At 41.7% G+C, this 12962-nt stretch carries 13 protein-coding genes; 6 read left to right on the top strand and 7 right to left on the bottom strand.

Going from position 1 to position 12962, the window contains the following annotated elements:
- Positions 1 to 100 precede the first annotated feature (100 nt).
- The 3 genes from tyrS to anmK form a co-directional block, all read right to left on the bottom strand.
- Complete coding sequence (gene tyrS / locus PluTT01m_RS13345; RefSeq protein WP_011146818.1) at positions 101 to 1375, bottom strand: tyrosine--tRNA ligase; 1275 nt, start codon at positions 1373 to 1375, stop codon at positions 101 to 103.
- Positions 1376 to 1495: 120 nt separating this feature from the next.
- Complete coding sequence (pdxH, locus tag PluTT01m_RS13350) at positions 1496 to 2149, bottom strand: pyridoxamine 5'-phosphate oxidase (protein ID WP_011146819.1); 654 nt, start codon at positions 2147 to 2149, stop codon at positions 1496 to 1498.
- 49 nt (positions 2150 to 2198) lie between these two features.
- Entirely contained in the window at positions 2199 to 3311 is a 1113-nt protein-coding gene (anmK, locus tag PluTT01m_RS13355) for an anhydro-N-acetylmuramic acid kinase (RefSeq protein ID WP_011146820.1), read from the bottom strand.
- A gap of 347 nt (positions 3312 to 3658) precedes the next feature.
- On the opposite strand from anmK, the gene PluTT01m_RS13360 reads away from it, so the two are divergent.
- Positions 3659 to 4129, top strand: a complete 471-nt coding sequence (locus PluTT01m_RS13360; protein ID WP_011146821.1) for an outer membrane lipoprotein — start codon at positions 3659 to 3661, stop codon at positions 4127 to 4129.
- 84 nt (positions 4130 to 4213) lie between these two features.
- Here PluTT01m_RS13360 and slyA read toward each other — a convergent pair whose 3' ends face one another.
- Both slyA and PluTT01m_RS13370 read right to left on the bottom strand, forming a co-directional pair.
- Complete coding sequence (slyA, locus tag PluTT01m_RS13365) at positions 4214 to 4645, bottom strand: transcriptional regulator SlyA (protein ID WP_011146822.1); 432 nt, start codon at positions 4643 to 4645, stop codon at positions 4214 to 4216.
- A 560-nt stretch (positions 4646 to 5205) separates the two neighbouring features.
- On the bottom strand, positions 5206 to 5445 hold the full coding sequence (locus PluTT01m_RS13370) for a DUF1289 domain-containing protein (protein ID WP_041380104.1): 240 nt from the start codon (positions 5443 to 5445) through the stop codon (positions 5206 to 5208).
- Between the two features lie 172 nt (positions 5446 to 5617).
- Here PluTT01m_RS13370 and gloA point away from each other — a divergent pair, with 172 nt between their 5' ends.
- Both gloA and rnt read left to right on the top strand, forming a co-directional pair.
- Positions 5618 to 6031, top strand: a complete 414-nt coding sequence (gloA, locus tag PluTT01m_RS13375; protein WP_011146824.1) for a lactoylglutathione lyase — start codon at positions 5618 to 5620, stop codon at positions 6029 to 6031.
- A complete protein-coding gene (rnt, locus tag PluTT01m_RS13380) occupies positions 6031 to 6684 on the top strand; it encodes a ribonuclease T (protein ID WP_011146825.1) in 654 nt (217 codons plus the stop codon). The genes gloA and rnt overlap by 1 nt, the downstream gene beginning before the upstream one ends.
- 226 nt (positions 6685 to 6910) lie before the next feature.
- On the opposite strand, the gene PluTT01m_RS13385 is transcribed toward rnt, so the two are convergent.
- Positions 6911 to 7261, bottom strand: coding sequence for a Grx4 family monothiol glutaredoxin (locus PluTT01m_RS13385; protein WP_011146826.1), 351 nt, complete (start codon positions 7259 to 7261; stop codon positions 6911 to 6913).
- A 582-nt stretch (positions 7262 to 7843) separates the two neighbouring features.
- Here PluTT01m_RS13385 and purR point away from each other — a divergent pair.
- On the top strand, positions 7844 to 8869 hold the full coding sequence (purR, locus tag PluTT01m_RS13390; RefSeq protein WP_011146827.1) for an HTH-type transcriptional repressor PurR: 1026 nt from the start codon (positions 7844 to 7846) through the stop codon (positions 8867 to 8869).
- Positions 8870 to 8875: 6 nt separating this feature from the next.
- On the opposite strand, the gene punR is transcribed toward purR, so the two are convergent.
- Complete coding sequence (punR, locus tag PluTT01m_RS13395; RefSeq protein WP_011146828.1) at positions 8876 to 9784, bottom strand: DNA-binding transcriptional activator PunR; 909 nt, start codon at positions 9782 to 9784, stop codon at positions 8876 to 8878.
- Positions 9785 to 10055: 271 nt separating this feature from the next.
- Between punR and punC the strand changes: the two genes are divergently transcribed.
- Positions 10056 to 11252, top strand: coding sequence for a purine nucleoside transporter PunC (gene punC / locus PluTT01m_RS13400; protein ID WP_011146829.1), 1197 nt, complete (start codon positions 10056 to 10058; stop codon positions 11250 to 11252).
- A gap of 420 nt (positions 11253 to 11672) precedes the next feature.
- Entirely contained in the window at positions 11673 to 12824 is a 1152-nt protein-coding gene (cfa, locus tag PluTT01m_RS13405; protein WP_011146830.1) for a cyclopropane fatty acyl phospholipid synthase, read from the top strand.
- Positions 12825 to 12962: the final 138 nt, after the last annotated feature.

The raw sequence follows: 12962 nt of genomic DNA on the forward strand, positions 1-12962 counted from the left end.
CCCATCATACCCGTTATCCTTCAAGTTGCCTCTTTATTAGATCCACGCCCTTGCTGTCGCGATGCATCTTGAAATCTATAGGGTATATATGCAACCTTGGTTATTTCCAGCAGATCAAACAATCGTGTTTTTTACCACGACGCAGCAGGGTGTAACGATCAAACAGACGGTTACTGTCAGTAAACAGATATTCAGGTTCAGATTGTTTTTCACCATTAATTGCAACAGCGTTGGAACTGATCATCGTACGCGCCTGACCACGAGAAGGTACCAACCCGGCATTAACCAAAGCTTGTTGCAAATCTGCACCTTTTTCCAACTCAATTACCGGCATACCATCCTGTGCCAATTGAGCAAAATCCGCTTCGGTCAAATCAGCAGCAGCGCCAGAGAATAAACTTTCTGTAATCCGTTTAGCGGCTGCTAACCCCTCTTCACCATGCACCATACCAGTGACTTGTTCTGCCAACACGTACTGAGCACGAGGAGCTTTACCGCTATTTTTATCCTCTTCTTCCAAAGCATCAATATCTTCAAGATTCATAAAAGTAAAGAATTTCAGGAAGCGATAAACATCCGCATCCGCAGTGTTAATCCAGAATTGATAGAATTTGTATGGACTGGTTTTCTTCGGATCTAACCAAACAGCGCCACCTTCTGTCTTACCAAATTTAGTGCCATCAGATTTCGTGATCAGTGGAACGGTCATACCAAATACTTGTTTCTGGGTGATACGACGAGTTAAATCAATACCAGAAGTAATATTCCCCCACTGGTCAGAACCACCAATCTGTAACTCAACACCATGGACTTCATTCAGGCGAGCAAAGTCATAGGATTGCAGGAGATTGTAAGAAAATTCAGTGAAAGAGATACCCACATCATCACGGTTCAAACGCTGTTTAACCGCCTCTTTATTAATCATTTGATTAACTGAGAAATGTTTGCCGATATCACGCAGGAAAGCCAGAACATCCATGTTGCCAAACCAATCATAATTATTGGCTGTTTTAGCGCTATTTTCGCCACAATCAAAATCGAGGAAAGGTGAAACCTGTCTACGAATTTTCTCCACCCACTCTTTAACGGTAGCTTCAGTATTCAATTTACGTTCAGTGGCTTTAAAACTTGGATCACCAATCAGCCCCGTAGCTCCACCAACTAACGCCACGGGTTTATGCCCGGCTAGCTGGAATCGTTTTAAACACAGCAAGGGAACCAGATGCCCCAAATGCAAGCTGTCAGCGGTCGGATCGAAACCACAATAGAGGGAGACAGGGCCCTGCGCCAGTCTCTCCGCTAACGCATTCTCATCCGTCACCTGGGCAATGAGGCCCCGCTCTTGCAGTTGTTTTATCAGGTTATTGCTAGACATTAATGACTCCATCAATTTGTGTATTTTGTCTGTTGTATAAGTCGCTACTTATAAAAGAGTGCGGCATAGGATAAAACGCCAATACTATAAGTGCTAGTATTAAAAATGATAATCCACGATTTATGGTGCAAGCCTGTCAACATGCCAGCTATCGCCTTGCCGTTGATAAATAAAACGATCATGGAGCCGGTTTGCACCACCTTGCCAAAACTCAACAGAATCAAAGGTCACTTTGAATCCTCCCCAGAAGCTAGGTAAAGGCACTTCACCATTCAAGAATTTCTGTTTCAATTCAAGGAACTTCCCTTCTAAAACACCACGTGCGGAAATACGGGAAGATTGTTGTGATGCCCATGCAGCAATCTGGCTATCCCTAGGACGACTATGGAAATATTTCACCACTTCAACAGGAGAAAGACGTTCCGCTTTACCAAGAAAAGAGACTTGCCTTTCCAGAGGATACCAAGGGAAATGGAGGCTGATTTTGTTATTGTGCGCCAAATGTTTTGCTTTCCGGCTGCCTAAATTTGTATAAAAAATCAGACTATTTGAATCAAAATGCTTCAATAACACAATACGTTGATACGGTTGACCATTCTCATCGACCGTCGCTATAGACATTGCCGTTGGATCACTCAACTTAGCGTTACATGCTTGATTGAGCCAACGCTCAAAAAGCTCGATGGGTTCTTCAGTCAAATCCTTACGTCTTAACCCACCACGAATATATTCACGGCGTAATTCTGCAACATCAAATTCGTTATGTTCTGACATTAACGTAGCTCTGTTTATGACTCACTAAATACCCGATAGCTTATCATTGTTATTGATTAATAACAGGATAAATCGCCCCTAAAATAGTTTCAGTACTCGCACCAGTAACAGAGGGTAAATTCCCTGGCGCACCTGACATTGTACGGAATGCTAACCAAGCAAATGCCAGTGCTTCCATATCATCACCGCTTAGGCCATATTTATCTGTCGGGCAAACCTCCGTCCCCGGTAATAAGGCAGAAAGTCGGCTCATTATCTGCGGGTTATGTGCGCCACCACCACAAACCAGCAGACGTTCACATCCACCACTCAACATAATTTGCTGTGATACAGACGCTGCTGTCAGCTCGGCCAGCGTTGCCTGAACATCGACAGGTGGTATGTCAGGAAAATTAACTAATTGCGCCTCCAACCAACTCATATTGAAATACTCGCGGCCTGTGCTTTTAGGAGCTGGTCGTGAAAAATAGTGATCAGAAAGCATTTGCCCAAGCAATTTGTTATTAACAACACCTTCTCGCGCCCATTGCGCATCTTTATCATAAGGTTTTTTCTGATGACGCCATACCCAACTATCCATCAGCATATTACCCGGACCTGTGTCATACCCTTTGACAGGTGATCCAGGTAATAGCGTCGTTATATTGGCAATACCACCGATATTGAGAATTATCCTTCGTTCTGTCAGATGGCCTAATACGGCGAAATGAAAAGCTGGAACTAATGGCGCGCCCTGCCCACCATATGCCATATCCCTCCGACGAAAATCACCAACCACAGTTATCCCAGTCAAAGCGGCAATACGGTTATTGTCGCCAAGTTGCATCGTGAAAGGCGTATGACTATTTGGCTCATGCCAAACGGTTTGCCCATGACATCCCACAGCAGTAATGTCACTCGCGGTTAACCCTGTTTTAATCAGTAAGCCTTGTACAGCTTCAGCGAATAAAGAACCAAGTTCATAATCCAACCGACCGATTGCCGATAATGTCGTTTGCTGCCCTTGACAGACTGCGAGAATTTTCTGTTTTAATTCGTATGGGAATGGATGCGAATAACTGGCTTGCTGAGCAACAACTTTATCATTGATTGCGGCAAGCACCACATCAACGCCATCCAGACTTGTACCCGACATTACACCAATATAACGACCTGACTTCATAACCATTTAATTTGCCTTCCTGCTTAGAATCTGTCTCGATAAAATCAGAAACCATGCCAATAACTATAAAGCGCAGTAGTTTTGGCTGTATATGACTAATAGACAAACGAAGGAATAAAACCTGATTTTTGGAAACAACTTCACAAAAAATGCTGAATTTTTCATTAATAGCTATTTCTTTTAAAAATCTCTATTGACGTTTAATATACGTTTAGCACTAGATTGCTAATGTACTGATATTCTATTTGAATAAACTTTTTATTACTTATTGCCAATGCCGGTTGTTAGCCTGATTGCCCAGTGAGCTATCAGATTTCCGCAGTCAGGCATCGAAATTAGGAGTTACTATGTTTAAGCACTTTTTAGTTAGCGCGGTTGCCGTTGCTTCATTATCAGGCTGTGTCAACACCGATTCTCTTTCTGGTGATACCTACACTGCTGGACAAGCTAAGCAGGTCCAAACCGTCTCTTACGGCACAGTTGTTTCTGTTCGTCCTATCAATATTCAGGCGGGCAGCAATGAGAATGTATTAGGCGCGATTGGTGGTGCAGTTCTAGGAGGACTTGTTGGTAATACTATTGGTGGTGGCAGTGGCAACACATTAGCCACTGCCGCTGGTGCAATTGCCGGTGGTGTCGCGGGCCAAAATGTTCAGGGAGCTCTTAACACAACTAAAGGTGTAGAACTCGAAATTCGTCGTGACAGTGGTGAAAGCATCATTGTTGTTCAAAAACAAGGCAAAACAGCCTTTCATAAAGGCCAACGTGTAAGAATCGCAGGCCAAGGTAGTAATATTACTGTTTCACCTCGACAATAAGATATAGATAAGAAAACCGTGACTTCATTCTAGTAAGTCGCGGTCTTCTTTCATCCGGTTAGCATTTCATGGATATCGTAATTACTATCTACTTTGTAATTGGATAATATTTTGCTCTAACTTCTGAACTAAAGTGGAAAGAAAAGCAAGTTCCTCGCGTGAAATACCTCCCAGAATCTCATTTCTTGTGGATTCAATAACACCATCTAACTCCCTAATAACCGATGCAGAATCTTCAGTTAGCTTGATTCTCTTTGCACGACGATCATTGGCACAAGTATGCCGGGTGATAAGTTTTTTTTCCTCAAGCTGATCTAATGTCCTGACTAAAGATGGTTGCTCGATACCGATAGCTTTCGCCAACTGTATCTGAGATTGCTCCTGAGGTAACCGGCTAATATTGTATAACGTTACCCAATGAGTCTGAGTTAATTCTAACGGCTTTAAACGGTAGTCAATTAAAGCACGCCAAATACGAACTAACCGTGCCAGATCTGATCCCAATGTAGATTCCAATTGTCCCTCCTTAAATAACTAGCCTACTAAACATAACAGCCAAATTTTTCTAAATCAGGCTAAAACTAGCCTTAAAAAAGTATATATAACTTCTGTATAATCACAGTAAATTCTTAGTAACTAACTAATTCAGGTAACTATAACCAAGAACAACTAAACTTAATTTAAACTCAGAACAAAACAATTAACATACAATATTTTTACCATAAAAACTATCAGAACTATGAATACAAGCAAGCAGAAACCAATAAATATCATTCAATACTTTATTCAAAGTACTATAAGAATAGCTGTCATCTAAATGCTAAGCTATCTATTTTTACATTAATGTTGTTTTTATTTTACATTTATCACGCAATCAAGCTTAAAATTCCATTTAAAACATAAGGTTATAAAGAAATTCAAATAAGCTCACTTAGCCTTTCCGTTAATCAAAAAATAAAAAAATAACAAACAAAATACTTAAAATTATAGTAGAACATTTATAATTTTGCCAAAAATATAACCCTATATAAGTAAATCATTGGATTGTTAATTCCAATAACCTCAAAAATCGATAATTAAAACAGTGATGGCTGTTCAGGTGGTTCTTCATCTGTCTGATTTTCTGCTCTCAATACACGTAAATATCTTTGCCGGCACAGTCGCAATACTTCACGCTTTTGCCCATCTGACATTTTCATCCAATTAAATCTTTCTTCCCGGCTGCGATAACACCCCAGACAAAAGCCCCGCTCATTCGCCTGACAAATTCCTCGACAAGGGCTAGGAATAGCAAAAAATTCGAGTTGCTCAGCCATCACATCCCGTTTCCTATACAATCCACATACTATATTTAATTATAAACCTAGATAAGAATAAATTATAATTATGGACAAATTGAACTGTAACCGTAAGACACGTTATAGTTAGTGGTTTTTGTGCGATCTGCCGCACAAAAATATTGGTAAAACCATTAAATTAGAGGTAATTATGCGTTTACTCCATACCATGATCCGTGTTGGTGATCTACAACGCTCCATTAATTTTTACACTGAAGTGTTAGGCATGCGCCTGTTGCGCACCAGTGAAAACACCGAATATAAATACTCACTCGCCTTCGTTGGCTACGCTGATGAAAGCGAAGGAGCAGTAATCGAGTTGACCTATAATTGGGGAGTTGACCATTATGAAATGGGGAATGCCTTTGGTCACATCGCATTAGGTGTTGATGATGTCGCAGCCACTTGCGAATCTATTCACAAAGCAGGTGGTAGCATTACCCGTGAAGCGGGTCCTGTAAAAGGCGGAACAACCATTATTGCTTTCGTTGAAGATCCAGATGGCTACAAAATTGAACTTATTGAAAACAAAAATGCCAGCAACGCTCTGGGTAACTCAATCTGATGTCTGACAAAAAAGCGCCAAACGTCCTTAGTGGACGTTTTAGAGGTTATTACCCTGTTGTTATTGATGTTGAAACTGGCGGTTTTAATGCCAAAACAGATGCATTACTTGAAATTGCCGCCGTTACACTGGAAATGGATGGTGAAGGTTGGCTTACGCCTGGCGAATCACTTCACTTCCATATTGAGCCATTTGAAGGAGCCAACCTTGAACCAGCAGCCCTGGAATTCACCGGCATTGATCCATTAAATCCGCTACGTGGAGCGGTGAGCGAATATGAAGCTCTGCACGCTATTTTTAAAATGGTTCGTAAAGGGATAAAAAATAATCATTGTAATCGGGCAATTATCGTTGCTCACAATGCTAACTTCGATCACAGCTTTGTTATGGCTGCCACAGAACGCACCGGACTAAAACGAAATCCGTTTCATCCGTTTGCAACTTTTGACACCGCTGCTTTAGGTGGTCTGGTATTAGGACAAACAATCTTAGCAAAAGCCTGCATCACAGCCGGTATCCCATTCGATAATAATCAGGCTCACAGCGCGTTATATGATACTGATCGTACCGCTGAATTATTCTGTGAAATGGTCAACCGTTGGAAACAACTTGGTGGCTGGCCATTAACAACAACAGCAGAAAAAACTGGATAAATAGCTGAACGGCTAGATTAATATAATCAAATCTAAACAATAATCCCCCCATATATCAACATATGGGGGGATAGCATAATATACCCGTTATCCTTCAAGTTGCCTCTTTGTTGGCTGCGCTCGCTCACCCCGGTCACATAGTTTGCTATGCTCCCGGGGATTCACTCTCTTGCCGTCGCGATGCATCTTGAAATCCATTGGGTATAATCTGTAAGTAATTAAAAAATTACTCTGTCGCGTTTTCGCCCTGAGAACGACATTTATCAGCAGTTTCTTTGATTAATGTTTGTAGCTCACCACGCTGATACATTTCAATGATAATATCGCATCCACCTATCAACTCACCTTCCACCCAAAGCTGAGGAAAAGTTGGCCAATTAGCATATTTTGGCAACTCTGCACGAATATCTGGATTTTGCAAAATATCTACGTAAGCAAAACGTTCACCACACGCAGATAAAGCCTGAACCGCCTGCGCAGAAAAGCCACAATTTGGCAATTTAGGAGAACCTTTCATATACAATAAAATCGGGTTTTCTTTAATTTGGCGCTCAATCTTCTCAATAGTAGTCGTCATTTTTATTTCCTTTAAACCAACAGCCCGTTGATAACCAACATCGTCACGATATTGCGGAGAATACCATTTTCTCTCACTAATATGTATCCTGATCTCTTCGTATCCTGACACAGATGACATCATTTTCACGGTTATTTATCGTAGAGGTTGTTAAAAGCGGTGGCAGAAAGACAAAGAGCAGATAAAGAAACTATCTGCCCAATTTTTAAATCATCTAGCCCGTTCAAAACATCAGGCAAAGATCAAGCAAAGAGCGGCAAAAATGGCAATCATCACCAACGTGCTGACAGCAGTAAATAAACCAAGCTTCAAATCGGTATTCATAGAGCCTCCTCAGAATAAAAAGTTTATAGTGACAAAAACCAATCTATTGAGATGGTTAATTGCCCTTACATAAGGAAAAGCATAAATAGCGATTACCACCCATTTTATAACACTGATTATTGCTTTCACTTTTGAGCCAGATCAGACAAAATCCAGAATTTATCGCTAACTTATTGCTAGCCCCTTGATGTAAAGGGTTAGCAAGCGATTAACAAAGCGTTTTAAATTTAGACCAAAAGGTCAGGAGTCTTTCACCTCATGGCAACGATCAAAGATGTGGCTAAGCACGCTGGCGTCTCAACCACTACTGTATCCCATGTTATTAATAAAACCCGCTTCGTCGCTGAAGATACTAAAGCTGCTGTTTGGGCTGCTATTAAGGCACTGAATTATTCACCCAGTGCCGTTGCTCGCAGTCTGAAAGTTAACCACACAAAATCGATCGGATTACTGGCAACGTCCAGTGAAGCCCCCTATTTTGCTGAAATCATTGAGTCTGTTGAAAACAGTTGTTATAGCAAAGGCTATACGCTGATTTTATGTAACTCACACAATAACATTGATAAACAGAAAGCCTATCTCGCCATGCTGGCCCAAAAACGTGTGGATGGACTGCTAATTATGTGTTCAGAATACCCGGAACAGCTATTGGGAATGTTGGAAGATTATCGCAATATTCCAATGGTCGTCATGGATTGGGGACAGGCCAGAAGTGATTTCACCGATACGATTATTGATAATGCATTCCACGGCGGTTATCTGGCTGGTCGTTATCTTATCGAACGTGGTCATCGTGATATTGGTGCGATCCCCGGCCCTCTGGCACGAAATACCGGCGGTGGCCGTCATCAAGGATTCTTAAAGGCGTTAAAAGAAGCCAACATTCCGATCAAAGAAGAGTGGGTTATTCAGGGGGATTTTGAACCAGAATCGGGCTATAAAGCCATGCATCAAATCTTGAATCAAAAACAGCGCCCGACTGCGGTTTTCTGCGGCGGAGATGTTATGGCTATGGGGGCGATTTGTGCTGCTGATGAATTAGGACTGCGCGTCCCACAGGATATTTCTGTCATCGGTTATGACAATATACGCAACGCTCGTTATTTCTCTCCGGCATTGACCACCATTCATCAGCCAAAAGAACGACTGGGGCAGATGGCGTTTTCCATGTTACTGGACAGAATAATCAATAAACGTGAAGATGCACAAACTATTGAAGTACATCCACGCTTGGTTGAGCGACGTTCTGTCGTGGATGGTCCATTTGTCGACTATCGTCGTTAATCCGTTTTATTCATCTTGAAGCCATTCAGCATTAAGAGTTTCACTATCGCCAAGATAGTCAAGCAGCCAACTTAATGCTGGAGAATGGCTGTTTTGAACCCATGCCAAACAACATGGACTGTCTGGTAAAGGCTGTTCCAATTCCAGCACGGCGAGTTTATTCTGCCGAATAAGCGGCATTGCCCTATGTTTAGGCACCATTCCCACACATAATCCCTCGTTTAGACAAGACAAACCGGATTCCCAATCAGGAACCACCAACCGGCGCTGATTATCCAGATTCCAGGTGTCACGCTTCGGTAAATTACGGGATGTATCTTCAAGGCACAAACTGGGATAAGGCCGCATTTGGTCATCAGATAACAGACCCGGCAACTGAGTCAGCGCATGGTCAGCGCTAACCACACATAGCCAAGGCATAAACCCCATATCTCGGAAACTATACCTTTCCCCGACTGGAGCTACCCGGGTTGCACCAATTGCAACATCAACTCGACTATTCACCAGCGCGTCCCACACACCATTAAACACTTCCTGATGAATAAAAAGTTCTATATCAGGAAAATGGTGGTAGAAATCAAGAATAAGCTGGCGACTACGCTCTGGTTTGACAACGAGATCAATAGCAATACTAAATTGCCCTCTCCAGCCGTTTGCAATTTGTTGACACTGATGACGAGTATCAATCATTTTTTTGATAACAGAGCGAGCCTCCTTGATAAACATAGCGCCTGCCTCAGTTAATTCTACATCCCGATGACGACGCTCAAACAACGAAACAGCAAGCCACTCTTCCAGTTGTCTTACGGTATAACTGATCGCAGAAGGGACACGATGAAGCTCCAATGCAGCCGCACTAAAACTGCCTGTTCTGGCAACCGCATCCACAACTTCAAGTGAATATTCTGACCACATAATTTTACCTTTCAATTTTTTTCACAGCACTATGCAAATATTACCATTTCACAAGTAAAAATCACGACATATAGAATATGTGTCAATATTGTTATCTACCTATACCCTATGGATTTCAAGGTGCATCGCGACGGCAAGGGAGCAAATCCCCGGGAGCATAGCAAACTATGTGACCGGGGTGAGCGAGTGCAGCCAACAAAGAGACAACTTGAAAGAAACGGGTATATCACTGCAAATTATTTCAATCATGATATTCAAAGAGAGTAATCAAATGAAAAACTCAAGTCAGTTCATGTTCTACCTTGCAGGCTTGAGTATGCTAGGTTATCTGGCCATTGATATGTATCTGCCAGCATTCGGCACTATGCAACAAGAATTAGCGACATCGGCAGAAGCAATCAGTGCCAGCCTAAGCATCTTTCTTGCAGGTTTCGCCTTCGCTCAACTTTTGTGGGGACCTCTTTCAGATCGCTTTGGCCGAAAGCCGATTATCATCACCGGGCTATCCCTGTTTTCTATTGGCTGTCTGGGTATGATGTGGGTAACAGACGCCACCCAACTTTTAGTTTTGCGTTTTATCCAAGCCGTAGGTGTTTGTTCAGCCGCCGTCTCATGGCAAGCATTAGTTATTGATCGTTATGAAGCCAATCGTACCAAACGTGTTTTTGCAACGATTATGCCTCTGGTTGCGCTCTCCCCTGCCTTGGCACCTTTGATGGGAGCCTGGCTGTTACAACATGGCGGCTGGCGCATAATTTTCCTAGTCTTACTGGCAATTACATTATTACTGTTGTTTTTTACTCTGTTCTTGCAAGAAAATCGCAACAACCGTGAAACTCAAGTGCAAACAAATAATGTCTCTTTCCTTACGCTATTAAAATCACCGCTATTTAGTGGCAATGTTCTGATATTTGCATCATGCAGCGCCGGCTTTTTTGCCTGGTTAACAGGCTCACCTTCAATTCTCGGTGAGATGGGATATACCCCGGACGACATTGGTCTGAGTTATATTCCTCAAACGCTAGCCTTTATCGTTGGAGGTTATGGATGCCGCAGTATTTTAGCCAAAATAAAAAGTGATATTATTTTCCCTTATCTGTTAATTGGCTATGCTATCAGTATGATTGTGCTCTATTTAATTGCAAAATTTGACGAGCCAACGCTATTCACTATTCTGGTACCTTTTTGCTTTATGGCTGCAATGAATGGCGCGTTATACCCAATTGCAGTAGCAAACGCTTTATCCGCTTATCCACAAGACAGTGGAAAAGCCACTGCATTACAAAACACGCTTCAATTAGGACTCTGTTTTATTGCCAGTCTGATTGTATCAGCATTTATCAACAATCCACTTATATCCACAACCACTGTTATGGTTTCTACCGTTGTTCCAATGGCATTAGGATATTTTATACAGTGGAAAAAAAACGCTGATCGCTGCATTCAAACAGTTGAACAAAATTCCTGATATTAATCAGATTATTATCTCAATAAAGGCTGCTAATTATCAATTAATCGCAGCCTTTATTTATTAATTGATAAAACAATTTTACGCTTTTATACTCAATACATTCCCTATTATAAATATACCCGTCATCTTTCAAGTTGCCTCTTTGTTGGCTGCACTCACTCACCCCGGTCACATAGTTACCTATGCTCCCGGGGATTCGCTCCCTTGCCGTCGCGATGCATCTTGAAATCTATAAGGTATAACCTGGAATTTGAGGTTTTCAGGAGCAATGACTGCCCCATTAAACTCATGGATTAGTCATCTTTAAGGTTTTTTACTTTGATTCTTTGTTATTTTTTGCATTTTGCGTCTTAGCATCCTGCTTTGCTAGCTAAAACGAGCTCCTCAGTATTCCATCACCCTAACGTTGGAGAGTATATGAGTTCATCTTGTATTAAAAACCCGAAAACAGCCATTAACTCCTGGCAGAGAATGACCAATGAGATGCTAGAAGAAGCAGGTGTTCAAATTAATGGTCACAACCCTTATGATATCCAGATAAAAAACGCTAATTTCTATAAAAGAGTTTTACAACAAGGTTCGATGGGATTAGGTGAAAGTTATATGGATGGCTGGTGGGATTGTGAACGGTTGGATATTTTCTTTTATCGCGTTTTACGCGCCGGATTAGAAAATAAAATGCCCAATAATCTCAAAGATATAGTGAGAATCGCAATAACCCGCTTACGTAATCTGCAAACGCCAAAACGATCATGGATTGTCGGTCATCAACATTATGATTTAGGCAATGATCTTTTTACCCATATGCTTGACCCTTATATGCAATATTCCTGCGGATACTGGAAACAAGCTAAAACACTGGAACAGGCTCAGCTTGATAAGTTGAAACTCATCTGTGAGAAATTGGCGCTTTCTCCAGGTATGACTCTGTTGGATATTGGCTGTGGTTGGGGTGGGCTATCAGCTTATGCGGCTAAAAATTATGGTGTTTCCGTCACAGGTATCACTATTTCAGCCGAACAACAGAAATATGCACAGAAACAATGTACAAATCTGGATGTAAAAATCATTCTGAAAGATTATCGGGATTTACATGAACAGTTCGACAAAATTGTTTCTGTCGGTATGTTTGAACACGTTGGACCTAAAAATTATGCGACTTACTTCGACGTTGTTCAACGAAACCTGAAACCTGATGGCTTATTCCTGCTACATACCGCTGGTTCCAACAAAACTAAAACCAGTGCTGACCCGTGGATCAGCAAATATATTTTTCCTAATGGCTGCCTGCCTTCTATTGAGCAAATAGCCCACACCAGTAAAAGCCGTTTTGTTATGGAAGATTGGCATAACTTTAGCGCAGATTATGACCGCACATTGATGGCCTGGCATGAAAGATTTATTACCTGCTGGCCTGAAATAGAAAATAACTATAGTCCAACATTTAAACGCATGTTTAGCTATTATCTGAACGCCTGTGCAGGTGCATTTCGTGCTCGCGATATCCAATTGTGGCAAATTATATTCAGTCTAAAAGGTATTGAAGGTGGGTTACGAGTAGCCCGATAATTAACTATACCCGTCATCTTTCAAGTTACCTCTTTGTTGGCTGCACTCACTCACCCCGGTCACATAGTTCTCTATGCTCCCGGGGATTCGCTCCCTTGCCGTCGCGATGCATCTTGAAATCCATAGGGTATATATCCG

The sequence above is a fragment of the Photorhabdus laumondii subsp. laumondii genome (assembly GCF_003343245.1).
In the GTDB taxonomy this organism is placed as follows: Bacteria; Pseudomonadota; Gammaproteobacteria; order Enterobacterales; family Enterobacteriaceae; genus Photorhabdus; species Photorhabdus laumondii.